The 24,910-nt window shown below is 73.3% G+C and carries 23 protein-coding genes and 1 tRNA gene; 1 reads left to right on the forward strand and 23 read right to left on the reverse strand.

The window, feature by feature from the left end; genetic code table 11:
- Positions 1-82: 82 nt before the first annotated feature.
- From OHS33_RS12490 to OHS33_RS12505, 4 genes are all read right to left on the reverse strand, one after another.
- Positions 83-1,333: a TQXA domain-containing protein gene (locus OHS33_RS12490; protein WP_443065437.1), complete on the reverse strand. Its 1,251-nt coding sequence runs from the start codon at positions 1,331-1,333 to the stop codon at positions 83-85.
- Between the two features lie 74 nt (positions 1,334-1,407).
- Positions 1,408-1,809 (reverse strand): single-stranded DNA-binding protein, encoded by a 402-nt coding sequence (locus tag OHS33_RS12495; RefSeq protein WP_330330467.1) that lies wholly within the window; start codon positions 1,807-1,809, stop codon positions 1,408-1,410.
- Between the two features lie 93 nt (positions 1,810-1,902).
- Positions 1,903-3,807 carry a GTPase gene (locus OHS33_RS12500; RefSeq protein WP_330330468.1) on the reverse strand — a complete coding sequence of 635 codons (1,905 nt, stop codon included), beginning with the start codon at positions 3,805-3,807 and terminating at the stop codon, positions 1,903-1,905.
- Between the two features lie 4 nt (positions 3,808-3,811).
- Positions 3,812-5,431, reverse strand: coding sequence for a dynamin family protein (locus OHS33_RS12505; RefSeq protein ID WP_330330469.1), 1,620 nt, complete (start codon positions 5,429-5,431; stop codon positions 3,812-3,814).
- A gap of 379 nt (positions 5,432-5,810) precedes the next feature.
- On the opposite strand from OHS33_RS12505, the gene OHS33_RS12510 reads away from it, so the two are divergent.
- Positions 5,811-5,883, forward strand: a tRNA-Arg gene (locus OHS33_RS12510).
- Between the two features lie 85 nt (positions 5,884-5,968).
- On the opposite strand, the gene OHS33_RS12515 is transcribed toward OHS33_RS12510, so the two are convergent.
- The 19 genes from OHS33_RS12515 to OHS33_RS12605 all read right to left on the reverse strand — a co-directional run bounded on the left by OHS33_RS12515 (position 5,969) and on the right by OHS33_RS12605 (position 24,883).
- Positions 5,969-6,742, reverse strand: coding sequence for a thioesterase II family protein (locus OHS33_RS12515; protein WP_330330470.1), 774 nt, complete (start codon positions 6,740-6,742; stop codon positions 5,969-5,971).
- On the reverse strand, positions 6,739-7,242 hold the full coding sequence (locus tag OHS33_RS12520; protein ID WP_330330471.1) for a YbaK/EbsC family protein: 504 nt from the start codon (positions 7,240-7,242) through the stop codon (positions 6,739-6,741). The genes OHS33_RS12515 and OHS33_RS12520 overlap by 4 nt, the downstream gene beginning before the upstream one ends.
- Entirely contained in the window at positions 7,239-8,876 is a 1,638-nt protein-coding gene (serA, locus tag OHS33_RS12525; protein ID WP_330330472.1) for a phosphoglycerate dehydrogenase, read from the reverse strand. The genes OHS33_RS12520 and serA overlap by 4 nt, the downstream gene beginning before the upstream one ends.
- Positions 8,877-8,921: 45 nt before the next feature.
- Positions 8,922-9,977 carry a 2,3-diaminopropionate biosynthesis protein SbnA gene (sbnA, locus tag OHS33_RS12530; RefSeq protein ID WP_330330473.1) on the reverse strand — a complete coding sequence of 352 codons (1,056 nt, stop codon included), beginning with the start codon at positions 9,975-9,977 and terminating at the stop codon, positions 8,922-8,924.
- Positions 9,974-11,050 carry a 2,3-diaminopropionate biosynthesis protein SbnB gene (sbnB, locus tag OHS33_RS12535; protein WP_330330474.1) on the reverse strand — a complete coding sequence of 359 codons (1,077 nt, stop codon included), beginning with the start codon at positions 11,048-11,050 and terminating at the stop codon, positions 9,974-9,976. Before sbnB ends, sbnA begins: the two co-directional genes overlap by 4 nt.
- Before the next feature lie 98 nt (positions 11,051-11,148).
- Entirely contained in the window at positions 11,149-14,664 is a 3,516-nt protein-coding gene (locus OHS33_RS12540; protein WP_330330475.1) for an amino acid adenylation domain-containing protein, read from the reverse strand.
- A gap of 20 nt (positions 14,665-14,684) precedes the next feature.
- Positions 14,685-15,425, reverse strand: a complete 741-nt coding sequence (locus OHS33_RS12545) for a 2-hydroxychromene-2-carboxylate isomerase (protein ID WP_330330476.1) — start codon at positions 15,423-15,425, stop codon at positions 14,685-14,687.
- Complete coding sequence (gene fabG, locus OHS33_RS12550; RefSeq protein ID WP_330330477.1) at positions 15,422-16,165, reverse strand: 3-oxoacyl-[acyl-carrier-protein] reductase; 744 nt, start codon at positions 16,163-16,165, stop codon at positions 15,422-15,424. Before fabG ends, OHS33_RS12545 begins: the two co-directional genes overlap by 4 nt.
- The gene (locus OHS33_RS12555; RefSeq protein WP_330330478.1) at positions 16,162-16,704 is read right to left on the reverse strand and encodes a 3-hydroxyacyl-ACP dehydratase FabZ family protein; all 543 of its coding nucleotides are present in this window, start codon (positions 16,702-16,704) and stop codon (positions 16,162-16,164) included. Before OHS33_RS12555 ends, fabG begins: the two co-directional genes overlap by 4 nt.
- Complete coding sequence (locus tag OHS33_RS12560; RefSeq protein ID WP_330330479.1) at positions 16,701-17,105, reverse strand: 3-hydroxyacyl-ACP dehydratase FabZ family protein; 405 nt, start codon at positions 17,103-17,105, stop codon at positions 16,701-16,703. The genes OHS33_RS12555 and OHS33_RS12560 overlap by 4 nt, the downstream gene beginning before the upstream one ends.
- On the reverse strand, positions 17,102-18,205 hold the full coding sequence (locus OHS33_RS12565) for a beta-ketoacyl synthase N-terminal-like domain-containing protein (protein ID WP_330330480.1): 1,104 nt from the start codon (positions 18,203-18,205) through the stop codon (positions 17,102-17,104). Before OHS33_RS12565 ends, OHS33_RS12560 begins: the two co-directional genes overlap by 4 nt.
- On the reverse strand, positions 18,202-19,209 hold the full coding sequence (locus tag OHS33_RS12570) for a hypothetical protein (protein WP_330330481.1): 1,008 nt from the start codon (positions 19,207-19,209) through the stop codon (positions 18,202-18,204). The genes OHS33_RS12565 and OHS33_RS12570 overlap by 4 nt, the downstream gene beginning before the upstream one ends.
- Before the next feature lie 129 nt (positions 19,210-19,338).
- The gene (locus tag OHS33_RS12575; RefSeq protein ID WP_330330482.1) at positions 19,339-20,094 is read right to left on the reverse strand and encodes an alpha/beta fold hydrolase; all 756 of its coding nucleotides are present in this window, start codon (positions 20,092-20,094) and stop codon (positions 19,339-19,341) included.
- Entirely contained in the window at positions 20,091-20,990 is a 900-nt protein-coding gene (locus OHS33_RS12580) for a beta-ketoacyl synthase N-terminal-like domain-containing protein (RefSeq protein WP_330330483.1), read from the reverse strand. The genes OHS33_RS12575 and OHS33_RS12580 overlap by 4 nt, the downstream gene beginning before the upstream one ends.
- A complete protein-coding gene (locus tag OHS33_RS12585) occupies positions 20,987-22,117 on the reverse strand; it encodes a beta-ketoacyl synthase N-terminal-like domain-containing protein (protein WP_330330484.1) in 1,131 nt (376 codons plus the stop codon). Before OHS33_RS12585 ends, OHS33_RS12580 begins: the two co-directional genes overlap by 4 nt.
- Entirely contained in the window at positions 22,114-23,400 is a 1,287-nt protein-coding gene (locus OHS33_RS12590; protein WP_330330485.1) for a beta-ketoacyl-[acyl-carrier-protein] synthase family protein, read from the reverse strand. The genes OHS33_RS12585 and OHS33_RS12590 overlap by 4 nt, the downstream gene beginning before the upstream one ends.
- A gap of 54 nt (positions 23,401-23,454) precedes the next feature.
- Positions 23,455-23,706: an acyl carrier protein gene (locus OHS33_RS12595; protein ID WP_330330486.1), complete on the reverse strand. Its 252-nt coding sequence runs from the start codon at positions 23,704-23,706 to the stop codon at positions 23,455-23,457.
- A gap of 31 nt (positions 23,707-23,737) precedes the next feature.
- Entirely contained in the window at positions 23,738-23,956 is a 219-nt protein-coding gene (locus tag OHS33_RS12600; protein WP_330330487.1) for an MbtH family protein, read from the reverse strand.
- A gap of 375 nt (positions 23,957-24,331) precedes the next feature.
- Positions 24,332-24,883: a hypothetical protein gene (locus OHS33_RS12605; protein ID WP_330330488.1), complete on the reverse strand. Its 552-nt coding sequence runs from the start codon at positions 24,881-24,883 to the stop codon at positions 24,332-24,334.
- Positions 24,884-24,910 lie beyond the last annotated feature (27 nt).

Raw genomic sequence — 24,910 nt, forward strand, 5'->3', positions numbered from 1 at the left:
GGCGGGGAGGTGCCCCGGGGGCGGGGCCGGAATTCAGCCCGCCCGGCGATTGAGGGCCCGCTGGGGGCGCCGGGGTCGGGGGTCAGTCGTCGGACGGGGTGGAGGGGGGTGCGTCTTCCTCCAGGGGGCGCTTGCGGAGGAGGAGGACGACCATGCCGCCCAGGACCACCAGGCCCACGGCCAGGCCGGCGATGACCGGGGTGGCGGCGGAGCTGCCGCTGGCGGCCAGGCGTTGCTCGTCGGTGAGGCTCGTCGTACCCGTGGTGGACCGGGTGGCGCCGGTCGGCGGGCCGACGGTCGTCCCGGGCGAGCCCTGGGCCCGGACCACCCGGGTCGGCCACACCGCCGTGGCCACCGCGGAGGCCGAGGACTCGCTGGACCCGGCGACGATCAGGGCCCGGGCCTGTTCTCCGCTGGTGAAGACCCGGCCCACCGGAACCCTCATCGCACCCTGCACCATCACCGAGGCCACCCCGTCGGGCGTGCCCGCCGGGACCTCGAAGAACAGCTTGCTGCCGTTCCCCGCGGTGGTGACCGGCTGCCCGTCCGCGTCGACCACGCGCACGCCCATCGCCAGGGCCGCCGTGTCCGGGGTGACCGTCACGCTCTGCGCCCCCGTCCGGACGGTGACCGGCCCGATCCTGCTGCCCACCGGACCGGACACCTCGCCGGGGTCCAGCCCCAGCGAGGCCGGGGGCTCGGGCAGCTGCCCGGCGACCCGCTGGAGGTAGTCGGCCAGCTTCTCCGCCTCCGGGTCGGCCGCCTCCACCTGCGCGCCGTCGGCCAGCCGCCAGATCGCCACCTGGGTCCCGGCCGCCGCGCTCTCGGCGGTGAGCGGCCCGGCCCCGGCGGCCTTGGCCAGTCCCGCCAGGTCGTTCAACTGCGGGTAGGAGTGCTCCAGTACCCAGCGGATCCGGCCCGCGTCTCCGTGACCCCCGAGGGGGCTGCGGCTCCACGCGGTCTCCGTGTAGTGCGCCTCGGGCTGCGCGAAGCCGGCCAGGCCGACCCCGTACGTCTGGAGCATGCCGCCACCGTCGACCCGCATCTCGTACAGCCCGGCCGGGATCTGCTGCACCGCGCCGTCCTGGGTGCGCAGGACCGCCTGCCCGTAGGTCTTCAGTCCGTCGAGCACGGCGCTCGCGCCCTCCGGCGGCCGGGAGCCCACTCCGTCGGCCTCGGCGGCGGCCGCCGCGGTTCCGGGCGCGGTGGCGAGGGCGGCGGCCAGCAGCGCCATGGCGAGCGGCCGCCGCGCGGCGGCCCGCAGCCCGCCCCCCGGCGCGGCGGACGCGGCGGGTTCATTGGATGCGGCGGATCCGGCGGATGCGGCGGCGATCGACACAGTCTTCCCCTCCGGGCCAAAGACCCAGGTGCCCGTGAGTTCCGTGGAATCCTAGCGGCCCCGAACATTCAGCCCACCGCCGCCTTCTGAGCTTCCGTCAGCGGAGCGTCCACGCGGACGATGCGGCGGAAGGCCGCGGTCCCGCGGTTGAGGTCGTGCCCGATGGCCACCGCGTCGATCTCCGCCGAGACCCACCGTTTGCCGTCGTTCTCCTCGTCGCGCACCCGCAGCCGCCCGTGCACCACCAGGGGTTCGCCCGAGGCGACCGACCCCGCGAGGTTGACGGCGAGCGCCCGGCGCGCCCACACGGTGTAGAAGCTGGTCGAACCGTCCTTCCAGTTCTCCCGCTGCCGGTCCCAGTACCGCGGGGTCACGGCGAACCGGAATCTGACCACCGCCCCGTTCGGCGATTCCCGGTAGTCCATCCCCGTCGCCACATTCCCCACCAGCGTCACCAGGGTGTCGTTCATCCCGGCCGCCCCCTCCCCCTCGACGTGAGTCGACTCGCTCAGTACGTCCCCCCATGCTGGCCCGGCCGACGGCTCCCCGCCCCGGCCTGTGGACTACTGACGGGTTGTGGACAACCTCGCCACCGTCGCGTACTGCTCGCGCACCTCCCGGTAGCGCAGCAGCTCCGCCGCGACCGGCTCCAGCACCCGCGCCCGCCCGCATCCGGCCGCCGCCTGCCGCAGCCGCTGTTCGGCGTCCTGCCCGTACCGCCGGGCGGGGCCGCGGGCCGCGATCGAGCAGGCCCACTCCACCAGCGGACCGCCCACGATGCCCGCCACCATGAGCAGCACCGGCGGCAGCAGCAGCGGGTCCAGCACCCCGACGATCTGGCCCGCCAGCCACAGCCCTCCGAAGATCTGGAGCAGCGTCATGGCCGCCTGGGTCAGGACCGCGGCGGGCCACCACGCGGGGCGCGGCGGCTTCCCGCTGGGCACGCCCACCGTCGCCGTCAGCTCGTCCAGCGCCTCCGGCAGCCCCTCGCCGCCCCGGACCGCGGTCTCCCGTACGGCCTGGGCCCAGGGGTCGGGCAGCCCGTTCACCGCCTCGTCGGAGACGGTGCGCACGGCCTGTTCCACCCGCTGGCGCGCGGTCACCTCCGCCTCGGCCGGGGCCTGCGCGGTCCCGGACCCGGGACCGCGGCCGCCGATCACGGCCAGGGCGGCCAGCCCGGCCAGCGTGCGCGGGGCGCGGCGGCCCTCGTACCACCGCCACAGCCGCAGCCACGGCGTCCCGCACGCCTTTCCGGCGTTGCGCCGCCAGGCGCGCTCGGCGGCCAGCCCGGCGGCGTACGCCCCGACCGCCTCGGCGAGCCGGTCCTCGAACCCGGCCCGGGCGGCCTCGCCGATCTCCGGTCCGGAGTGCCCGTCGGCGATGTACAGCGGGCGCAGCCGCACCGCCGCCCGGTCGACGTCGGCGGCGATCCGCCGGGTCGCGGCGCCCCGCTCCTGGGTGAACTGGGCGAGCAGTTCGCGCAGTTCACCCAGCCCTTCGCCGGTGAGCGCGGAGAGCCCGAGCACGGTCGCGCCGGGTTCGCCGTGCTCGCCGAGCGCGATCCCGTCCTCGTCGAGGAGCCGGCGCAGGTCGTCGAGGACCAGGTCGGCGGCCTCGCCGGGCAGCCGGTCCAGCTGGTTGAGCACGACGAAGGTCACCTCGGCGTGCCCGGCGAGCGGCCGCAGGTAGCGCTCGTGCAGCACGGCGTCGGCGTACTTCTCGGGGTCGACCACCCACACCACCGCGTCCACGAGCGCCAGCACCCGGTCCACGTGGTCGCGGTGCGCGCCGACCGCCGAGTCCAGGTCGGGGAGGTCCACCAGGACCATCCCGCGCAGCGCCCCCGCCTCGGAGGTCTCGCGCGGGCGCCGCCGCAGCCGGCCGGGGATCTCCAGCCGGTCCAGGAGTCCGGCGGCGCCGTCGGACCAGCTGCACGCGATGGGCGCGGCGGTGGTCGGGCGGCGCAGACCGGTTTCCGAAATCTGTACCCCGGCGAGTGAATTGAAGAGCGTGGACTTGCCGCTTCCGGTGGCTCCGGCGATCGCGACGACCGTGTGCTGCGCCGACAGCCCGCGCCGGGCGGCGTATTCGTCGAGCACCCGCCCCGCCTCGGCCAGCGTTTTGCCGTCGAGCCGGGTGCGGGACAGTCCGACCAGCTGGCGCAGGGCTTCGAGCCGGGTCCGCAGCGCCTGGCCCTCGGGGCTGAGCGGCGGTGCGGAGGGAGCCTTGCCGCCGTCGTTCCCGGCTCCGGAGACGGCCCGTACGAGCGCCTCGTCGGCGCCGCCGTTGCCGTCCGGGTCGTCGTCGGGGCCGTCGCCCGGGCCCGTACCGGTGCGGCGCGACCGTGCGATGAACCCGTCGTCCCAGCGCGGCCGGCCCTCGCCGTCCTGCTCGTGCGCACGATCACCGTCGTGATCGTGATCGTGATCATGGTCGCGGTCGTCGGTTCGGTCGGTCAGGGCGGTCACCGCGTCACCTCTCCTTCTGCAGTACGGACAGCGCGGCGATCAGTTCTGCCTGGGGTTCCGGGGTCACTTCGAGCGCTTCGAGGGGGGCGAGGCGGCGGTCGCGTTCGGCCCGCAGCACCTGGTCGAGGTGGGTGGCGACGAGTTCGCCGCCTCGGTCGCGCAGCCGCAGGGCCACCTGTACGCCGACCCGCTCGGCCAGCTTCTCGCCCGCCGCCCGGGCCCGCTTGCCGCCGAGCAGCACGGCGACGAGCAGGGCGGCCACGACGTCCGGGTCGGGCCCGGGCTGCTTCTCCAGCCGGCTCACTTCCTCCTCGGCCAGCTCCTCCAGGACGCGCCGCCAGCGCCGTACGGCCATCCCGATGCGCTCGCCCGCCTCCCGGTCGGGCGCGGCCGGCGGGACGGCGGCGGCGGCCGGTTCGCGGCGCCAGGCCTGCGCGATCCGCTCGTCGGCGGCGGCCACGGCGCATTGCAGCAGGGCGGCGAGCGACTCGGCGAGCGAGTCGAGGAGTTCGTCGGCGGTGGTGTCGAGGGGGTAGCCGCGCCAGCGGGTGAGGGCGTCCCCGGCAAGCACGGCGCCGTTGTCGAGCCGGGTGCGGACCCGCTTGCCCTCCCGCTTGTACGCGTCTTCGACGGCGGAGGTCAGCCGTACGGCGGCGGCGTGCTGGGCCGCGACGGCGGAGGCCAGTTCGGGCATCCGGCGGGAGAGCGAGTCCAGCACCCCGAGCGCGGTCCGGCCGACGGCCTGCTGCCGCGCGGCGGGGTCCTGCGCGTGGTGGCTGAGCCAGGCGAACAGCGGGGCCACCGCACTGGCGGGCAGCAGCCCGCCGTCCCCGGCCGACTCGGGCAGCTCCGGAACGGTGAACCGCGGTACGTCGCCCAGCCCGGCCCGCGTGAGCAGCGCGGCGTACTGCCGCGAGACCTCGCCCAGGACCTGGTGCGGCACCCGGTCCAGGACGGTGACCAGGGTCGCCTTGTACTCCTTGGCGGTGCGCAGCAGGTGCCAGGGGACGGCGTCGGCGTAGCGGGAGGCGGTGGTCACCATGACCCAGACGTCGGCGGCGCAGATCAGTTCGGCGGCCAGGGTCCGGTTGTCGACGACGAGGGAGTCGATGTCGGGGGCGTCGAGGACGGCGAGGCCGCGCGGCAGGGTGCTGACGGTCTCGATGCGCAGTTCGCGCGGCTGCCCGCCGCGGGTGGCGGCCGGGCGGCGGCCGAGCCCCTTGCGGGTGGCCGGAACGGCTTCTTCCTCCCCCTGCGGGAGCCAGACGCGCATCAGATCGGGGAGCACCCGCATCCCGGCGAACCAGTGGTGGTCATCCGGGTGGCAGACGAGGACGGGCGTCCGGGTCGTGGGCCGGAGCACTCCGGCTTCACTCACCTGGCGTCCCACGAGGGAGTTGACGAGGGTGGACTTGCCGGCCCCGGTGGATCCGCCGACGACGGCGAGCAACGGGGCTTCGGGGGCTTTGAGCCGGGGCACGAGGTAGTCGTCGAGCTGTGCGAGCAGCTCCGATCTGGTCTGACGGGCGCGCGGGGCGCCGGGCAGGGGCAGCGGCAGACGCACGGAGGCTACCCGGTCGCGCACGGCGGAGAGGGCATCGAGCAGCTGAGGCCGAACATCCAAGGTCACCACATGTGAAGAATGCCCAATTTGTGACCTTTTTTGAAGCTTATACGTCTCCAGCGCGGCGAACGCGACTCCAGTGGGCCACCCAGCGGGCACGGCCGGCGACTCCCGGCGGGTGGCCGCCGGGAGATCCCGGACAGACGGGACGAGTGGGGCAGGGGCATAACGAGTGCACAACACCCGGGGCGCCGCGGCGCAAAACCGATGCGAGAATCGCACCTGCCTGCGATTATCGGGACCGCTTCACCGAACCTCCACATCGTGGCACGCGGGGGAAGCAACCGGGACAAGGCGGCCGGAGCCCTATCCTTGACCCGGCACGGACCGCAGCCCCACCCCCACCCCGGGGCTCCAGGCCCCACAAGGCCACCTTCCGGCCCCCGTAGCTCAGTGGATAGAGCAGGTGCCTTCTAAGCACTTGGCCGCAGGTTCGAGTCCTGCCGGGGGCACTCTTCCGCCACCACCCGAAGCCCTCCCCCACGGGAGGGCTTTCGTGCGGGTGGCCGGTTCGGGTGGGCGGTTCGGGTGGTCGGTTCAGCCGGTGGTGGCCAGTTGTCGGGCGATGGTGCCCAGCAGGGGGGCGTGCTGCTCCGTCAGGTAGAAGTGGCCGCCGGGCAGGACGGTCAGGTCGAAGCCCTCGGGGGCCACGTCGGCCCATGCGGCCATGTCCTCGGGGGTGGTGGACGGGTCCCGGTCGCCGATGTAGGCGTGGACGGGGCAGCCGACCGGGGTTTCGGGGCGCGGGCCGTAGGTGCCGACGACCGTGAAGTCCGCCCGGATCGCCGGCAGCACGATCTCCCGCAGGTCCGGGTCGTCCAGCAGGGCGTCGTTGGTGCCGCCGAGGCGTCGGACCTCGGCGATCAGCGCGTCGTCGCTCTCCGTGTGCAGGGTGCGCGGGGTCAGCCGGTGCGGGGCCTTGCGGCTCGACACGTGGAGCGCCGCGGGGCGCACCGCGTGCCTGCTCTCCAGGCGCAGCGCCACCTCGTAGGCCACGGAGGCGCCCATGCTGTGGCCGAAGACCGACACCGGTACGTCCAGGAAGGGCAGCAGCGCGGCGGTGACGTGGTCGGCGAGTTCCTCCATGCTCTCGATGCACGGGTCGGTGAGCCGCTCGTGGCGGCCCGGGTAGCGGGCGACGAGGACCTCCGTGTCGCGGTCGAAGGCGGTGCCCCAGCTGTGGAAGTAGCCCGCCGAGCCGCCCGCGTGGGGCAGGACCAGCAGCCGTCGGCGGGGGGCGGCGCTCACGGCGTACCGCCGGAACCACCGGTCGCTGTCGGCCTCGACAAGGGTGTCGGTGCGGAGGGTCATCCTGTCATCCTCTGGGCCATGGGGTGTTGGGCGATCGCCTCTACCCGGGGTCGGGCCAGCGCGACGTAATCGGCCGTGGCCAGGGCCACCGACCGGTCGAGCCGGGCCGCGTTGAAGAAGATCTCGTCGTGCACGAGCAGTTCGGGATCGACCACGAGGTCCAGCTCGGGATCGCGGGCGAAGGGCACGACGGAGCCGCTGACGCTGCCCGCCAGCCGCTCGGCCACCTCGCGGGTCGCGAACGACGCCTCCGTGCCGCGGTACATGTCGCGGAGCCCGTCCAGGTCGACCTTGCGGTCCCCGGGCACGACGGCCAGGACGTACCGGCGGGTGCGCCGGGTCAGCGCGACCCGGACCACCAGGCATTTGGCGGCCTGTGCCAGGGCGTGGCGGCGGAGCAGGCTGGCGGGTTCGGTGCGGCCTTCCGGGGCGTGGTCGATGACCCGGAAGCGCGCCTGGCTCCGCTCCAGCTGCCCCATGAGCCAGTCGTGCGTGGTCATCTCGGATACTCCATCGCCCAGTTGAGGGTGGCGTCGACCGCGGCTGCCGCGTCGTCGAGGAAGGGGCGCGCGGCCGGGCCGCCCAGGCCCGCCGCGCCGGGTCCGGTACCGCCCGGGGCGAGGGGGCCCTGGCCCACCGCCACCAGGACCTCCGCGCCGCCGGAGGGGTGGCGGGCGATCTGGAGGGTCTCCACCGGGATCCCGGCGCGGCCGAGCACCTCGCCGACCGCGGCGATCACTCCGGGCCGGTCGGGGGCGCGGAAGAACGCGAGGTCTCCGGTGAGCGCGAGGTCGACCTCGAACCCGCGGACCTCCACGAGCCGTTCGCCGCCGCGCAGCCCGGTCAGGGTGCCCGACACGGAGACCCGTTCACCGGAGGGCAGCGTTCCGGCGACGGTGACCAGGCTCCGGTGCACGGGGTGGTCGGGGCCGGTGCTCAGCCCGGCGCCGAGGCCCCGCTCCTCCGCGATCAGCGGGGCGTTGACGTAGGAGACGCCTCCTTCGACCACCGCGCCGAGCGCGCCCTTGAGCGCGGCGAGTTCCAGCACACCGGTGTCGTGGCGGCAGATCTCGCCGGAGACCGTCACCTGGAGCGTCCGGGGCAGTCCGCCCGCGGTCGCCGTGAACAGGCGGCTGAGCCGTTCGGTGAGGGTGAGCCACGGGTCGAGGTCGTCGTCGACCGTGCCCATCCGCACGTTGACCGCCTCGGGCACGAAGCGCCCCGACAGGGCTTGGCGTACGGACTCGGCGACACAGACGCCCGCGCGTTCCTGGGCTTCGGCGGTGCCGGCGCCGAGGTGCGGGGTGACGACCACGTTGTCCAGTTCGAACAGCGGGGAGTCGGTGCAGGGCTCGGTCGAGAAGACGTCGACGGCGGCGCCCGCGACACGGCCCTCCTTGAGCGCCGCGTACAGCTCGGCCTCGTCGACGATCCCGCCGCGGGCCGCGTTGACGATCCGGACACCCGGCTTGACCCGGTGCAGCGCGTCGAATCCGATGAGCCCGGCCGTCTCGGGCGTCTTGGGCAGGTGGACGGTCAGGAAGTCGCTCTCCGCGAGGAGTTCGTCGAGTCCGACCACGCGCACACCGGTCCGCTCGGCGTGCCCGGGCTGTACGTACGGGTCGTACGCGAGCAGCCGCATGTCGAAGGCGGCCATCCGGCGGGCCACCAGCGTGCCGATCCGGCCGAGGCCGACGATGCCGAGGGTCTTGCCGGAGAGCTCGACACCGGTGAACCGGCTGCGCTTCCAGTGGCCTTCCTTGAGCGCCGCGTCGGCCTGCGGGATGTTCCGGGCGACGGCGAGCAGCAGGCCGACGGTCAGCTCGGCGGCGCTGACCACATTGGAGGTGGGGGCGTTGACCACCATGACGCCGGCCCGGGAGGCGGCGCTCACGTCCACGTTGTCCAGGCCGACTCCGGCCCGGCCGATCACCTTGAGCCGGGTGCCCGCCGCGATGGCCTCCGCGTCCATGCGGGTGGCACTGCGTACGAGTACCGCGTCGGCCTCGGGCAGCGCCGCCAGCAGCGCCGCCCGGTCGGCGCCCGCGCAGTGCCGGATCTCGAAGTCCGGGCCCAGGGCGTCGACGGTGGCGGGAGAGAGTTCCTCGGCGATCAGTACGACTGGCCTATCCATGACGCGATTCCTTGTCTCGCGGGGGGCGTGCTTCGGATGCCGGATTCAGCCGGCGCTGGTGACCAGCTGCGGCCGCTCGGCGGCCCCGGTTCCGGTTCCGGCCCCGGCTCCGGCCGCGGCCCCGGCCGCCGTCGGCAGGGCCGCGTCCCAGGTGTGGGGGGCGCCGAAGTGCTGCTCCACCCACGCGGGGTCGTACAGCGAGTCGAGGTAGCGGTCGCCCTGGTCCGGGGAGAGCGCGACCGCGGTGAGCCGCTCACCGCGGGGCCGTCCGGCGAGCCAGCGCAGCGCGCCGCTCACGACGGTCCCGGTGGAGCCGCCGAACAGGAAGCCCTGCCGGGCCATGGCGTGGCAGCTCTCCAGCGTGTCCCGCTCGGGCACCATGACGACCTCGTCGACGAGCCCGTCGTCGAGCAGCGCGGGCCGTACGCCCGCCCCGAGGCCGGGGATGTGCCGGGTGAGCGCGGGCCCGCCGAAGGTCACCGAGCCGACGCTGTCGACGGCCACGATCCGTACGGGGTGCTGCCGCTCGCGGAAGTAGCGGGCGCAGCCCATCAGCGTGCCGGTGGTGCCCGCTCCGACGAACAGCACGTCGAGCCGGGGGAACTGGGCGGCGACGGCGGGGGCGGTGGACCGGTAGTGCGCGAGCCAGTTGTGCGGGTTCACGTACTGGTTGAGCCAGACGTAGTTGGGGTCGAAGTCGACGAGCCGCTGCACGTAGTCGATCCGGGCGCCCAGCAGACCGCGCTCCTTGTCGGGGCGGGAGATCACCAGGACGCGGGCGCCGAAGGCCTCCATCAGCCGTCGGCTCGCCGGGTTGCAGCGGGAATCGGTGACGCAGACGAAGCCGTATCCCCGGTTGGCGGCGATCATGCTCAGGGCGACGCCGAGGTTGCCGGACGAGGATTCGACGAGCACGTCCCCCGGGGTCAGGGTGCCGTCGCGCTCGGCGGCGAGCACCATCTCCAGGGCCGCCTTCAGCTTGACCGAACCGGCCAGGTTGAGGCCCTCGTACTTGAGGAAGAGCGGGACGTCGAAGACGGACTTCAGGTCCACGAAGACATCGTCCGTGTTGATCTCGTACGGGGCTGTGATGACGGTCACGACAGATCACCGGGTTCCTTTTCGGGCGACGGCGCCTCATCGCGGCCGTAGCGGTCGAGCTCGTGGAAGAAGCCGTCGACGACGCCGAGCCGGCCCGCGTCGCGCAACTGGTCGTGCACGTGGCGGCCGAGGGCGATGTCGAGCACGCCGAGGCCGAAGGGGGAGAAGACGACCGGGCGGTCGGCCGGCAGGTCGACCCGGCCCTCCAGGACGTCGAAGAGGGTGCCGTCGAGGAACTCGCGGCTGCCGGTGAGCTGTTCGGTCAGGTGCGGGGAGGTGTCCGCCTTCAGGCAGTGCTCGACGTCGTCGACGATGTTCGTGGCCGCCAGCAGGATCTCCGGGGCCAGGTCCCGCAGGGACACGTTGAGCACCAGCGGGTTGTGCGCGAACCAGGCCGGGTCGTGGACGTGCGGGCTGCCGGCGACGGTGGCGAAGACCACCAGGTCGCTCTCCTTGATGAGTTCCTCGGCGCCGCTGTGCACGACCACGGGGGCGTCCCCGGCGGTCTTGCCGAGGTATCCGGCGAAGGCTTCGGCGTGCTGGTCGGAGAGGTCGTGGACGCCCAGCTCGTCGAAGGTCCAGCCGGTGGCCTCCAGGTAGTGGTGGACGTAGCGGGCGATCAGACCGGTGCCGATGAAGCCGATCCGGCGGGGGCGTTCGCCCCGGCTGAGCCGGTCCGCGGCGAGGGCCGCCGAGGCGGCGGTCCTGGAGGCGCTGATGATGGAGCTCTCCAGGCAGGCGAACGGGTAGCCGGTGGCGTGGTCGTTGAGGATCAGGACGGCGGAGGCACGCGGGATCCCGGCCGCGACGTTCTCCGGGAAGCTGGAGATCCACTTGAGGCCGTCGGTCGGCCGCTCACCGCCGACCGACGCGGGCAGCGCGATGATCCGGGAGCTGGGGCGGTCGGGGAAGCGCAGGAAGTACGAGGGCGGGTTGACCGACTCGCCGCGGCCGTGCAGACGGTAGACCTCCTCGACGATGTCCACCACCTGCTTCTCGTTTCCGGTGAGGACCTCGGCCACCTGGGCGCCGGGGATGACGGCGAAGGGCGGCACGATCGGCTGGCGGGACATGGGTGCTCCATCCATGGGTGGCAGGTGGCAGGTGGCAGGTGACAAGTGGCAAGTGACAGGTGGCCGCGGGGCCTACGGGCGACGCGGGGCCTACGGGCCTACGGGTGACCCGGGACGGTGACCGGGTCACCGAGGACGACCGCGATCTCCCGGTCCCCCTCGTAGGGCTCCCGGCTGTGCGCCATCCGGAGGTTGTCCACGATCAGCAGGTCGCCCGCGCGCCACGGCTCCCGCAGCGTGTGCTTCTCGTACACGGCGTTGATGGCGAGCACGGTGTCCTCGCCGAGGTGTTCGCCGGTGCCGTACTTGCTGTTGAAGGGCAGTCCGTCGGCGCCGAACTCGAAGGTCAGGTACTCCCTGATCATCGGGTCCAGCGTCCACTCGTTGAGGAACGCGATCTGGTTGAACCAGCCGCGGCGCCCGGTGAGCGGATGGGTCAGCACGGCGGCGGCCCGCTGACTGGTGCGCAGATCGCCCCCCGGCTGCCAGGAGGCTTCGATGCCGCGGTCCGCGCAGTACGCCTCGACGCCCGCCCGGTCGGCGGTGCCGAAGGAGTCCGCGAGGCCCACGCCGACGGTCTCGGTGTAGTTGCGGTCGAGCCGCCAGCCGTGCGCCTCGAAGCGGCTGACCAGCGCGTCCGGCAGTGCTTCCAGTACGTCGGCGGAGTCCGCGACGCCGGTGACGCCGCCGGAGGCGGGTGCCGTGAGGCAGGCGAAGAGCAGCGTGCCGGGGACCTCCCGCGCGTAACTCAGCTCGTGGTGCATGCACATGGGCTGGTCGGCGGGCCACTCCGAGGAGGAGGAGACCCCGTCCGCGAGCCGCCGCCGGACGGCGAAGCCCTCGCGCTCGGTGATCACCTGGTGCAGCACCTCGCGGCTCACCCGGCCCACGGTCTCCGCGTCGCGCAGCCCGAGTCCGCGGACCAGCACGGCGCCGTGCTCGGCGACCGTGGCGCGCAGCCGGGCGCGGTGTCCGGCGGCCCAGGCGGCCGGATCCCCGACCGGGCCGTCGAGGACCAGTACGGCGGGGCGGCCGTCGGTCCGGGTCACCTCGAAGGGGACGGCCGCCGTGTCAGTGGCGGGTGCCGCGGCCGGGGACCGGGTGGCTTCCGGGGCCCTGGTCACCAAGGGGGCGGCCGTCACCGGGGCGGTGGCCACGGCGCCCGCCACGCTCGCGTCCATGAGGTCCGCGAGCGCCGCCAGCGTCGGGTGGCCGAGCACGTCGCGCAGGGCGAAGGCGCGTTCCATCCGGACGATCAGCTGCACGGCCGAGAGGGAGGTGCCGCCCCGGTCGAAGAAGCTGTCGCCGCGGCCGATCTGTCCGACGGGGACCTTCAGCACCGCCGACCAGGCCTCGGCGAGCCGCCGTTCGGTGTCGGTGCGGGGCGCCTCGTGGGCCCGGCCGCCCTCTTCGGCCGCGCGTTCGGCGGCGAGCACGGTCAGGGCCCGCTTGTCGGTCTTGCCGTTGGGCGTGAGCGGCAGCGCGTCCAGCCGTTCCAGCCGTCCGGGCACCATGTAGAGGGGCAGGACCCGCTTCAGCCGCTCGCGCAGCGCGTCCGCGGGCTCGTCCGAGCCGGTCTGGAAGCCGACCAGGTGGCGGCCCTCGTCGGGGGTCTCGACGACCACGACGGCGCCGTCGCGCACCCCCGGCAGCCGCAGCAGCTGGTTCTCGATCTCGCCGATCTCGATGCGGAACCCGCGGATCTTGATCTGGGCGTCGCGCCGGCCGAGGAACTCCAGCGTGCCGCCGGGCAGCCAGCGCCCGAAGTCGCCCGAGCGGTACAGGCGGTGGCCGGGCCGGTGCGGGTCCGCGCCGAAGGCCTGGGCCGTGCGGTCGGGGTCGTTGACGTAGCCGCGGCCGACGCAGACACCGGAGAAGACGATCTCGCCGGGTGCGCCGAGGGGCACGGGCCGCAGCTCCTCGTCGACGACGTACACGGTGACGTTGCCGACGGGACGGCCCAGCGGTACGGAGTCCCACACCGGGACCGAGGTCATCACCTCGTGGTTGGTGTCGTCCGAGGTCTCGGTCAGCCCGTAGGCGTTCATCAGGGCGGTGTCCGGGAACCGGGCGAACCAGCGGACGACGAGTTCCTTCTTCAGCGCCTCCCCGGTGACGGAGACGCAGCGCAGGGCGGGCAGCCGCCGGGGGCTCTCCTCCAGCCGGGTCAGCACCACCTCCAGGTAGGAGGGCACGGCCTGGAGCACGGCGACCTCCCCCTGTTCGAGGGTGTCGAGGTAGCGGTCGACGTCGAGGATCGCGTCCTGCTCGACGATCAGCGTCCGGCCGCCCACGACGAGGGCCGCGACCAGCTGCCACAGGGAGATGTCGAAGGACTGCGGCGCGGTCTGGGCCACCACCTGCCCGGCGCCGATCCCCTGGTCGTCGATCTTCGCGTACAGGTGGTTGACGAACCCGGCGTGCTCGCACATCGCGCCCTTGGGCTCGCCGGTGGACCCCGAGGTGAAGTACAGGTAGGCGAGCTGGTCCGGCGCGACGGGGACGCCCGGGTCGTGCTCGGGCCGGTCCTCGGCGTACGCGGCGGCGATCTCCAGGAGTTCCGGCCCCGCGGGCGCGGCCTGCTCCAGGTGCCCGGGCCCGCCGGCCTCGGTGAGGACGAGGGCGCAGCCGCTGCGCGCCAGGGTCCTGGCCATGCGGTCGGCCGGGGCGTGCGGCTCGATGGGCAGGTAGGCGGCCCCGGCCTTGAAGATGCCGATCACCGCGGCGAGCCAGTCCAGGTTGCGTTCGGTGACCACGGCCACCACCGCTTCGGGCTCCGGCTGCCGGGCGAGCACCGCGTGGGCGATCCGGTTGGCCCGCGCGTTGAGTTCCGCGTAGGTCCAGCTCCGGCCCGCGTGCACGGCGGCGATGTCGGTGGGCCGGGCGGCGGCCTGCTCCTCGAACAGCTCGTGGAACCGGCGCCCGGGCAGCTCGCGTTCCCGGCCGGAGAGGCCGTGGATCTGCTGGTGGTACTCGGCCGGGGAGAGCAGTACGGCGGCGCGGGCGGCCGCGTCGGGCTCGCTCACCAGCCGTTCCAGCGCGGTGACGTGGTACCCGGCGATCCGCTGCGCCGCCTCGGCGTCCAGGACGTCCGTACGGAAGCGCAGCAGCAGGGAGGGGCCCTGCGGGCCGTACCGCAGGGCGGCGATCAGCACGGTGTGCCGGTCCGGCGCGGCCGTTTCCCCTGCCGATTCCCCTGCCGGTTCCCCTTCGGGGTGCCCGAGGTCCAGTACGGTCTCGAACGCGCCCCCGGCGGGTCCGGCTGCCGCCGCCGCGGCGGCGGTGACCAGCTCGCGCCAGGTCCCGTCGCCCAGGGCGAGGGTCAGCGCCCGCGGGGCGCCCGCCGCGGAGCCCCCGGCGGCCGGGGGTACGTAGCCGCTCACGACGGTGCGTTCGCCGCTGAGCGCGCTCAGCACGGCGGTGTGCGCGGCGAGCAGCGCGGCGTCCCAGCCGGTGTGCGCGCGCCGGGCCAGCAGCCGGACGCGGGCGGCGAGCCGGACGGGGACCGGGGCGGACAGCTGCGCCCATGCGGTCGCCGCGGGCGCCCCGTCCGGGACGCGTATCGGTGGCACCCAGCGGGGGATCAGCCGCTGGGGGGTTCCGGTGGTCGTCATCGCTCTCTCCTGCTCTCCTGTCAGGCCTGCGGGCTGCCGTGCGGGGCGACGGCGGACGGGGTCGCGGCGGACCGGGTCACGGCCGACGGGGTCGCGATGAACGGCGGGGCGGTGAAGGGCGCGTCGCTGATGCCGTCCCAGTCGTAGCCCCGTACGGCGGCGACGAAGGCCCCCACCCGCTCGGCGCCCCAGAACGCCTCGCGGCCGTGCATGAAGAACGGAACCCCGAAGGCGTCGTCGTGGTAGGCGGCGATCAGGCATTCCACGCCCTTGATGCGCAGATCCGGATCGTCGACCGCGTCGGCGAGCGCCGGGTCGAGGCCGAGTTCACCGGCGATCGCCGCGATGGTCTCCCGCTCGGCCAGGTCCCGGCCCTCGTTCCAGCGGGCGCGGTAGGCGAGATCGACGAACTCCCGTCCCAGGCCCCGCTCCTCGGCGGCGAGGTAGGCGAGGTGGGAGACCTCCCAGTGCGGGGCGCGGTCGACCGGCCAGGTCACGTGCCAGCCGCGGGCGTGGGCCCAGCGGCGGGCGTCGCGCAGGATGTAGAAGTTCTTGGAGCGGTGCATCGGCATCACCGGCAGGGTGACCCCGGCGTCGGAGAGCAGCCGCGTGGACTCCTCGTCCGGCTCCCAGTAGGGGATCCACTCGATCTGGTCGAGCACGTCGGGGTACTTCTCGGTGAGGTCGCGGTAGGCGAACCACGAGTACGGGCTGCGCAGCGAGAAGTACCACCTGGGGTTCTTTTTCCTGCGGGTGCTCACAGGGATATCCCCCCGTCGATCTGGAACACGGAACCGGTGATGTAGCTCGCGCGGTCGTCCGCCAGGAAGGCGACGAGTTCGGCGACTTCCTCGGGCGTGCCCATCCGGCCCAGGGCCACGTTCGCGAGGACTCCGTCGACGGCGCTCGCGGAGACGGCCGAGGTCATGTCGGTGTCGACGAACCCGGGGGCGACCACATTGACGCGGATGCCGTAGCGTCCGGCCTCCTTGGCCAGGGACCGGGAGAAGCCGATGATCCCGGCCTTGGAGGCGGCGTAGTTGGTCTGCCCGGCGTTGCCGTAGATCCCGGCCACCGAGGAGATGTTGACGATGCTGCCCCCGCGGCGCTTCATCATGGGGAAGGCCACCGCGCGGCACACGTGGAAGACGCCGTCGAGGTTGGTGGAGACGACCGACCTCCAGTCGTCGTCGGACATCATCACCAGGCCCTTGTCCCGGGTGATGCCGGCCGAGGTGACCGCGACCGCCACCGGGCCCAGCTCGTCCTCGGTGGCGGCCACCCACGCGCGCACCGCGGCCGGGTCGCTGACGTCGACGCGCCGGTAGAGCACGCGGGCGCCGAGCAGGTCGGCCTCCTTGGCCAGGGTCTGCGCCGCCTCCTCCTGGGAGTGGTAGCAGAAGCTGACGTCGTGGCCGTCGGCGGCGAGCCGGAGCACCGCGGCCCGGCCGATGCCCCGGGAGCCCCCGCTGATCAGCGCCACGGGCCTGTTGACGGTCATCGGATGGCCTCTCGATCGGGTCCGGCGGAAGGTCCGGTGGACGGTTCGGTGGGACGGAGCAGGTCGGCGCGGCGGAACGCCATGACCATGCGGGTCACGGTCATCACCGTCTCGTCGCCGCGGTGGCTGGAGCCCTCGAAGATCACCGAGTCGGTGAGGGCCCTGCTGACGCGGACCCGGTGTTCGATCAGCTCGCCGGGCCGGACCGGCAGGTGGAACCGGGCGTCGGCCACCGAGCCGAAGAGCATGACCTGCCCCTCGGGCGCCTCGGCGATCGCCGAGGCCAGCAGACCGGCGCTCTGGCCCCAGGACTCGATGAGCAGGGCCGGCGGGTAGTCCAGGCTCGACCCGGGGGAAATCCCGCGGTACCAGGGCTCGTTGTGGGTGACGGCCTTGACGGCGCGGATGTATTCACCGGGTACGAGTTCCAGGACGCGGTCCACCAGGAGCATCGGGTAGCGGTGCGGGAGCAGGTCCGTGACCCGGGGCAGGGCGGCGGGCGGCGCGGCGGGCAGGGCCCGTTCGGGCGCGGTGGTCATCGGGCACCTCCGGCGCTCTCGTAGCTGAGCCGTACGGACGCGGCCTTGCCGCGCTCGGTCGCCGCGACCGCGTCGCAGCGCAGCCCGGCCTCTGTACGGCGCCACTTGAGGCTGATGGTGAGGGTGTCCCCGGGGTAGACGGCTCCGGCGAACCGCGCCGATTCCACGGCGGCGAGTTCGGTGGGGTCCGGAGCGGTGTCGCCGTCGGTGGCCGCGCGCTGCACGCACTCCAGCACGCACACCCCGGGGAAGATCGGGAAGTCCGGGTAGTGGCCGGCGAACACCGGCTCGTTCTCGCTGATCTCGACCCGGGCGGTGGCCGCCAGACCGTCCTCGGTGCGGGATTCCACCCGGACCTCGGCGGCGACGGGACTCACCCGGGCGGGCGGGGCCGTGGTCACGAGGAACCCCCCAGCCGCAGCACCGCGCAGGCCAGCGAACCGTCGCGGTCGGCGGAGGTGACGACCGCGACCTGTCCGGCCGACTCGGCGTCGGCCTCGGCGGTGGCCAGCAGCATCGCGATCTGGAAGGCGCCGGAGGCCGCGGAGACGTCCCCGATCCGGCTGACGGCGGGCACCCGGTCCAGGGCCTCCGGGCCACACACCTCGGTGAGGACCTCGCGCTCCAGGTGGCCGAGGCGGCCCGGCGCGTCACCCGCGCCCGCCGCCCACACCTCCCGCGGCCGGACCCCGGCGGCTTCGAGGGCGGAGCGCACGCAGGCCTCCAGGGCCGGGCGCACCTGGGCGCCCGTGGCCACGCGGGTCCGCACGGCCAGGATCTCGGCGAGCACCGGGTGCTCCGGGGCGACCCCGTCGGCGGGCTGGACCAGCAGGACGGCCGCGCCCTCGCCGAGCGCGACGCCGGGCGCCTCGGCGCCCCGGCTGTGCCGTTCCAGCCAGTAGCGGGCGGCCGAATACTCCTCGGCCGCGGCCAGGAGCACCGAGTCGGCGCGCCCCGAACCGAGCAGCCGCGTCGCGTAGTTGAGGGACAGCAGGCTCGCGGCGCGGCCGCCGGCCAGGGTGGTGTTGGGGCCCTTGATGCCGTACCAGATGGCGCACTGTCCGGCCGCGCAGTTCATGACGGCGTTGGGCATCACGGCCGGGTCGACGTCGTAGGGCCGGTCGCCGACCAGCGAGCTGCGGGTGAAGTCCATCATGCTGGCGGCGCTGCCGGTGGTGGTGGCCAGCACCAGCGCGGCCCGCTCACCGGTCTCCGCCTCCCGGACGGCGCCGGGCCGCTCCAGCAGGGAGCCGACGGCGGCCACGGCGAGGCCGGTGACCCGGTCCATGGAGCGGGTGCCCTTCTTGCCGAGCACCTCGCGGGTCTCGAAGGGCACCAGGTGCGCCCGGGAACCGGGCACCTTCCAGCGCGCGGTGTCGACGGGGGCGACCGTGGAGCGGCTGGTGCGCAGCCCCTCGGCCAGCGCCTCGGCGCCGATGCCGTACGGGGAGACGGCCGACCAGCCGGTGATGACCGCCCGGGGAGCCACGGCGGTGGTCATGACGCCACCGCGCGGGGGGTGGAGAGGGCGGCGACGGTGGCGGCGTCGAACTCCGCCATCGCCCACTCGTTGGGCGCCGACTCGTGGAGGTAGCCGTGGGTGATGGTGCCGGTGGCGGTCTTCACGAGCTGCCCGTCGCGCAGGACGTAGCAGTCCATGCGGGTCGAGTAGAGGAGGGTCTTGAAGACGTCCTCGACCGTGTAGACGGTGTAGAGCTCCTCTTCCATGAGGGTCTCGTCGAGGATCTCGATCCGGGACTGGGTGACGACGGGGATCCAGCCGCGGGTGTCGAGGACCTCCTTGATGGCGAGGCCCCGGTCGGCGAGGAAGAGGTCTTCGATCTCCTCCATCACGCGCAGGAACCCGGACATCTGGACGCGCTCGTTGAAGTGGCAGTAGAAGTACGGCATCCGCCAGCGCCAGCCGAACGCGTTGGTGTCGCCGACGAGTTCGGTGAGGACCGGGTCGGCGTTGGTGCCGCGCCCGGCGGTGAACTCCCCGTACGGCGCCGGGGCCGCCGCGATGTCGCGGCGTTCGCCGGTGCCGAGGCGGGCGGCGGTGAACCGCTCGATGCCCTCGGGCCAGGCCTCCTCGGCCTTGATGTGGTCGTCGACGCGCAGCACGACGCGCACCGTGGAGCCCGCGCACTTGATCCGCTTGCCGTCGCGCTCGACGTACAGCTCGACCTTGAAGCGGAGCCGCTCGTCGCCGGGCTTGGTGGCCGGGGTGACGACCGCCTCCACCTCGTCGTCGACGGCGAGCAGCGCGGCGAGGCGGGAGTGGATGTCCACGATGTCGAAGCCGAGCCCGAAGCGCCGGTAGAGGTCGCCGGCGGCGAGGCCGACCGCCCTGAAGTGGCTCAGGACCGCTGCCTCGGCAACGTAGTTGATGTGCTTGAAGCCGATGGCGAAGCTGATGTTGTTGCCTTCGAACAGGGGGCGCAGCCGTCCTGTCCAAGGGGTCTCCAGCAGCGCCGACACAGCGGGATGGGGCGTCGGGCCCATCACGGACTCCTTCGTCTGGGGCGGAACGGGGGGAACAGGAATGTGGGGGGGGTGGGGATCCGGCGTGGGGGATCCGGCGTGGGGGATCCGGCGTGGGGCATCCGGCGTGGGGGATCGGGCGTTACGGGCTCACGCGCCGGAGGTCAGGGCCGCCCGGCCGGGGACCTCGTCGAGGACCGACCGCACGGTGCGGGCGAACCAGTCGGGCCGCTCCAGCATCGGGAAGTGGCCGCAGCCGGGCACCGTCACCGAGCTGCCCGCGGGCAGCCGGGCGGCGAGCCGGCGGGCCTCGTCCGCGGGCGCCGAGAGGTCGACCTCGCCGCCGATGCAGAGCACCGGGGTGGTGACCAGGTCCACGCGCAGCAGGGGGGTGCGCAGATAGGCGTCGAAGAAGCGGAGCCAGCCGTAGGGGCCGACCCATTCCGTCATCCTGCGCGCCATGTCGGCCCGCAGGTCCTCCTCGATGGGCCGGTCCAGGGTGCGCAGCCGGATGGACTCGGCCATGGTGCGCGGGAAGTCGGCCATGCTCGTCCCGAGCAGGTTCCAGTGGAAGTCGTCCGCGTCGGCCCGGTAGAAGGGATTGGCGAGGACGACCGCCCCGACGTCGAGCGGATCGGCGGCGGCCGCCCGGCGGCAGAGCAGTTCGAGGAGCAGTACGGCGCTGAAGGAGTGGGCCACCACGACGTCGGCGCCGCCGGGGACCGCGTCCAGGACGTCCTGGAGCAGTGCGGCCGAATCGCTGTGGTGGCGCCATCCGGCGATCCCGCCGCTGTGCCAGGGCAGCCGGGGCGCGTGGATCCGTACTCCCGGGTCCCAGTGGGCCGCCAGCGGCTCCCAGATGGCCTCGTTGTTGCCGAGCCCGTGGAGCAGCACCACGTTGCTCATGCCGCGCCCCCGGCGGGGAAGAGGGCGGCCCCGGCGCCGCCGACGACGGCGTACACCGGGCCGGCGCCGCCCTCGGCGAACCAGCCGGCGGCGGCCGCGCACTGGACGACGCCCAGGGCGCCGGACAGTTCGCCCCAGCCGCCGAGCGCGAGGCGCCGGGCGCCGTCGGGGACGGGCACCTCGTCGGGCGCGAGCCAGAGCCGCGCTCCGGGCGCCCGCTCGGTCAGGGCATCGGCCGTGCGTGCGCCGCCGCGGGTGTGGACGACGGGGCCGAGCAGGGCCTTGGCGGATGCCGTGGCGGTGCGGCTGAGCACCAGGGCGGCGCCGCCGTCGGCCACCGGCCCGTCGATGAGGCGGCGGGTCACCTCGTTGTCCGGTTCGACCCCGGTGACCACCATGTGGTCGGCGCGGCCGGCCCGGAGCATCAGGGCGGCCCAGCGGATCGCGTCGATGCCCGAGGTCCGGCCGTTGCACACGGTGAGGTTGGGGCCGCGCAGGCCGAACCGGATCGCGGTCTCGGAGGCGATGATGTTGCTGGAGGCGTTGGGGGTGTCCATCGGGCTCAGCGCGCTCGTGGACTCCTTGGCGATGGTCCCCACGGCCCGGCAGACGGTGTCCGCGTTGCCGAGGTTGGAGCTGACGACGGTGCCGATCCGGTCGCCGGGGACGGTGAGTTCCCGCTCCGCGAGGAGTCCGGCGTCGGTGAGCGCCACGTACGCCAGGTGCAGTCCGAGCCGGGTGGCCCGGTCGTTGAAGCGCAGGCCCTTCTTGCCGATGAGGGCCGCGGGGTCCACCGGGTCGGCGCCGGGGACGGCCGGGTGGAGCAGGTCGCGCGGGTCGCTCACGCCGGGCAGGGCCGCGGCGGCTCCGGAGACGGCGATGGTGACGGCGCTCATGCCGCGCCTCCCACGATGGCGACGGCGTTGACGCCGCCGAAGCCGAAGCTGTTGATCTGGGCGGTGCGCAGGGGCGCCGCGAGCGGGCTGCCGGTCACCAGGTGCAGTCCCGCGCCCTCGGGGAGGGGTTCGGCGAGGCCCGCGATGGGCGGGACCAGGCCGGTGTCGAGGGAGCGCAGGGCGACGATCAGGCTGAGCAGCCCGGCCGAGCCCGAGGTGTGTCCGGTGAGCGATTTGATGCCGGTGAGGGCGGGCCTGGCGCCGTCGAATACCTGGGCGGTCACGGTGGCTTCCGTAAGGTCGTTGAGCGGGGTGCCGGTGGCGTGCAGGACGACGAGGTCGATCTCGCCGGGGGTGACGCGCGCCAGTTCCTGGGCCTCGCGGACGGCGGCTTCCACGCCCGCCGCGTCCGGCGCGGTCTGGTGGTGGGCGTCGCAGTTGACGGCCACCGACCGCAGCCAGGCGTGCACCGGGCGGTCGGGGGCGGCGGCGCGGGTCAGGACGACGGCGGCGGCGCCCTCGCCCAGGATGGTGCCCTGACGCTCCTTGTCGAAGGGGCGTACGGAGCGCGGCGGATCGAACTGGACCCGGTCCGCCTGGCCGAACATGCTCTCGGTGACCACGTCGCAGCCCGCCACGATGACGGTCTCCGCCTCGCCGAGTTCCAGCAGGTCCCAGGCGAGGGCGAGGGCGTAGAGCGAGGCGGAGCAGGCCCCGGCGAAGGTGTGGGTGTCGACGGCGCCGAACCGGCGGCGCAGCGCGTCCTCGAAGTGCAGTCCGTCGGCGTCGAAGGGGACTCCGTCGCGCCACCAGAGCTCCAGGGAGCGCAGTTCGCGCAGTCCGGTGCCGACCAGGACGGGGATGCCGCTGAGGTCCTCGGGCAGCCCGGCGTCCTCGGCGGCCTGGCGGACCGCCTCGATCAGCAGGCGGGTGGCCCGGCCCGGCTCGTCGACGCCTTCGACCGCGCGGTCGTCGATCTCGAAGAGCAGCTGGGCGTTGAAGCGGGAGGGGTCGAAGGCCCGCAGGGGGGCGAGCCCGCTGCGTCCCGTGCACAGACTGGTGAAGATCTCGTCGGGGTCCCGGCCGATGCTGGCGACGGCGCCGGTCCCGATGATGGGGTAGGTCACTGCCCGGCCCCCTCGTGCTGCCCGGCTCCCTCGTATGTGCCGGCTCCCTCGTACTTGCCGAGGATCACGATGGCGTTGTTGCCGCCGAAGGCGAGCCCGTTGTTCTGCACGATCCGCAGGTCGGCCTCGACGGCGTGGTTGGGGACGCAGTCGATCCGGCACTCCGGGTCGGTGGTGTGGTGGTTGATGGTCGGCGGGATGAAGCCGTGGGTGATCGCCAGTCCGCAGGCGATGGCTCCCAGCGCGCTGGCCGCGCCCATGGTGTGGCCGAGCATCGACTTCAGGGAGATGGTCCGCGGCGGGCCCTCGCCGAAGACCTTGTTGATGGCGTCGGCCTCGGTGATGTCGTTGGCCTTGGTGCCGGTGCCGTGGGCCGAGATCAGGTCGACCTCGTCGGGCTTGACCCCGGCGTTCTCCAGGGCGATCCGCATGACCTCGGCGACGCTGTCGCCGTTGGGTGCGACCTGGTGGTACGCGTCGCAGTTGAGGCCGTAGCCCAGGACCTCGGCGTAGATGGTGGCGCCGCGGGCCAGGGCCGAGTCCAGGCTCTCCAGGACGAGCACGCCGGCGCCCTCGCCGGTGAGGATGCCCTTGCGGTCGGCGTCGAAGGGCTGGCAGAACTCCGGTGCGATGGTGCCCAGCCGGTAGAACCCGGTGAAGGTCTTGCGGCACATGGCGTCCGCTCCCCCGCACAGGGCGAATTCGACTTCGCCCGAGCTCACCGCATCGAAGCCGTAGCCGATCGCGTAGTTGCCCGCGGAGCAGGCGGTGGCGATGGTGGGGGCTTCGATGTCGGTGAGTTCGAGTTCCTGTGCGATGGCCGTGGACAGCCGGGCCGGTGACACGCGGCGCACCACCTCCGGGTCCATGTGCTCGGGCCCGTCGGCGAGTTCGGCGGCCACCAGCTGATCCAGTTCGTAGGACTCGCCGTCCGTGGTGCCGACGGAGATGAGCCCCCGTCGGCCGGCGAGTTCCGCGGGATCGAGACCGGCGTCCTGTACGGCCATGCGCGCCGCCGCGACCGCGAAGCGGCTGGCGCGCCCCAACTCCCGCACGGGTGTGCGGGAGATCCACTGCTCGGGCTCGAACCCCTTGACCTCGCAGCCGTTGACGTGGGCGAAGCCTTCGACGTCGAACACCGAGATGGGGCTGACGCCGCTACGGCCGGCCCGCAAACTGGCGGTGAACTCCTCGGCCCCGATACCGATGCTGGAGATGACTCCGAAGCCGGTGAGGACCACCCGGCGTTTCCCGGTTCCATCGCCGGGGCGTACTGAGGACATGCTGTTCCCCCTTCAGACCTACGGACCTGCGGTGCGGCGCTGCTGCGGGCGGGATCAGCGGGCGGGAGCCGCCGAGACGACCTGGTACACGCGCTCCAGGTTGACCATCTGGGCGAGCTCGGACTGGTCGATGGTGATACCGAATTCCTTCTCCAGGGAGGCGAGGATCTCGATGGCACGCAGCGAGTCGGCGCCGTGGTCGTCGATGAAGAGGCTGGTCTCGGTGACCTCGCCCTCTTCGAGTTCGAGGATGTCGCAGACGATTTCCTTGATGGCGGTGCGGCGCTCGACGGTGAGGGTCGACATATCGGTTTCTCCTAGGTATTGATTCGGCTGATCAGGAAGCATCGGCGGACATGGCCGCCGCGAGGCTGAGCGGACGCATGTCGGTCCAGTGCTCGTTCACGTAGTCCAGGCATTCCTGCCGGGCCGCCTTGCCGTGCACCGCGTTCCAGCCCGCCGGGATCTCGGCGAAGCCGGGCCAGAGGGAATGCTGCCCCTCTTCGTTCACGAGCACGTAGTACTCGGCGCTGTCGTCCTCGAATGGATTGGCCATCGACTCTTCCCTTCCTGGCGCTGTCGCCCAATTCGGCTCGACCATAAGCACCCGCGAATCATCTCGACAAGGGCTGCCCGTCCGGCGGGCCCCGCCGCATGTGAGAGATTGCAATGAGAAGAATTGAATAATGTGTTGCGCAGGCGTGCCGCGCGCCTCCGGGGCGGCCGCGCCGGGGACCAAAAGGTGCGATTACCGCGCCCCGGCGGCCGCTTCCTGTCGGCGCCGGCCCCGTTCGCCGTGCGCGCCGCGGGCCGGGGCTGGTTCCGGCCATCGAAGAATTCTTGGCGCGATCGGCGCCGTCCGGCCCCAGCGAGTACGGTCCACCGTGCCATCCCCCCTACGGCCGACGGGCGACCCCCGGGCCGTTGGCGTTCAGGCCCCCGCGGCCTCCCTCACCACCCGGCCCCGGATCGCGCGCAGCATGGACTTGCGCGTCGCTCCGCTGCCGCACCTGATGAACAGCCAGTAAGGAGCGAACCGGCGCCGGGTCCGGTCGTCCGTCGCGAAGATCCGGGTCTCCGTGGAGAGGATCCCGGCGGCGTAGCGGACGTTCATCCCGATCTTCAGGATTCCCGGTTCGGCGCACTCGCGGACGATCTCGGAAATCGTGCCCGGCGGCCGGGGTATGTCCTCCGTCGACTGCACACCGGCGAAGAGGAACTCTTCGCTGCCGCTCGGAATCACTTCTCCGCTTTCCCGGAGGTAGTCGGAGACGATGCGACGCTCCGCCGACACATCGGCGCGGGTGATCGCGACGAGGGCCCGCGCCAGCGGTGCCTCGGCCCAGGTGGTCGCGTAAACAGCGCGCATCACCTCGTCCACCGTGCCGGAAACGGGGATCCGATGGATTTCCCTGAAATGCCATTCCGGCACCAGGCGGTCCAGTTCCGACTGGTCTTCACCGGTCATTTCGATCTCCTTCATGCCTTTGTGGATCAATTCGCTGCACAT

The organism is Streptomyces sp. NBC_00536, from assembly GCF_036346295.1.
Classification (GTDB): Bacteria; Actinomycetota; Actinomycetes; order Streptomycetales; family Streptomycetaceae; genus Streptomyces.

Excerpts from the sequence above, each read along its gene's own strand:
- OHS33_RS12580 (WP_330330483.1), bottom strand. The coding sequence starts at position 20,990 with ATGAGCGCCGTCACCATCGCCGTCTCCGGAGCCGCCGCGGCCCTGCCC.
- OHS33_RS12600 (WP_330330487.1), bottom strand. The coding sequence starts at position 23,956 with ATGGCCAATCCATTCGAGGACGACAGCGCCGAGTACTACGTGCTCGTG.
- OHS33_RS12575 (WP_330330482.1), bottom strand. The coding sequence starts at position 20,094 with ATGAGCAACGTGGTGCTGCTCCACGGGCTCGGCAACAACGAGGCCATC.
- OHS33_RS12595 (WP_330330486.1), bottom strand. The coding sequence starts at position 23,706 with ATGTCGACCCTCACCGTCGAGCGCCGCACCGCCATCAAGGAAATCGTC.
- sbnB (WP_330330474.1), bottom strand. The coding sequence starts at position 11,050 with ATGTCCCGCCAGCCGATCGTGCCGCCCTTCGCCGTCATCCCCGGCGCC.
- OHS33_RS12555 (WP_330330478.1), bottom strand. The coding sequence starts at position 16,704 with ATGACCACCGCGCCCGAACGGGCCCTGCCCGCCGCGCCGCCCGCCGCC.
- OHS33_RS12590 (WP_330330485.1), bottom strand. The coding sequence starts at position 23,400 with ATGTCCTCAGTACGCCCCGGCGATGGAACCGGGAAACGCCGGGTGGTC.
- OHS33_RS12520 (WP_330330471.1), bottom strand. The coding sequence starts at position 7,242 with ATGACCACGCACGACTGGCTCATGGGGCAGCTGGAGCGGAGCCAGGCG.
- OHS33_RS12565 (WP_330330480.1), bottom strand. The coding sequence starts at position 18,205 with ATGACCACCGCCGTGGCTCCCCGGGCGGTCATCACCGGCTGGTCGGCC.
- OHS33_RS12605 (WP_330330488.1), bottom strand. The coding sequence starts at position 24,883 with ATGAAGGAGATCGAAATGACCGGTGAAGACCAGTCGGAACTGGACCGC.
- OHS33_RS12570 (WP_330330481.1), bottom strand. The coding sequence starts at position 19,209 with ATGGGCCCGACGCCCCATCCCGCTGTGTCGGCGCTGCTGGAGACCCCT.
- fabG (WP_330330477.1), bottom strand. The coding sequence starts at position 16,165 with ATGACCGTCAACAGGCCCGTGGCGCTGATCAGCGGGGGCTCCCGGGGC.
- OHS33_RS12495 (WP_330330467.1), bottom strand. The coding sequence starts at position 1,809 with ATGAACGACACCCTGGTGACGCTGGTGGGGAATGTGGCGACGGGGATG.
- OHS33_RS12515 (WP_330330470.1), bottom strand. The coding sequence starts at position 6,742 with ATGACCCTCCGCACCGACACCCTTGTCGAGGCCGACAGCGACCGGTGG.
- OHS33_RS12540 (WP_330330475.1), bottom strand. The coding sequence starts at position 14,664 with ATGACGACCACCGGAACCCCCCAGCGGCTGATCCCCCGCTGGGTGCCA.
- serA (WP_330330472.1), bottom strand. The coding sequence starts at position 8,876 with ATGGATAGGCCAGTCGTACTGATCGCCGAGGAACTCTCTCCCGCCACC.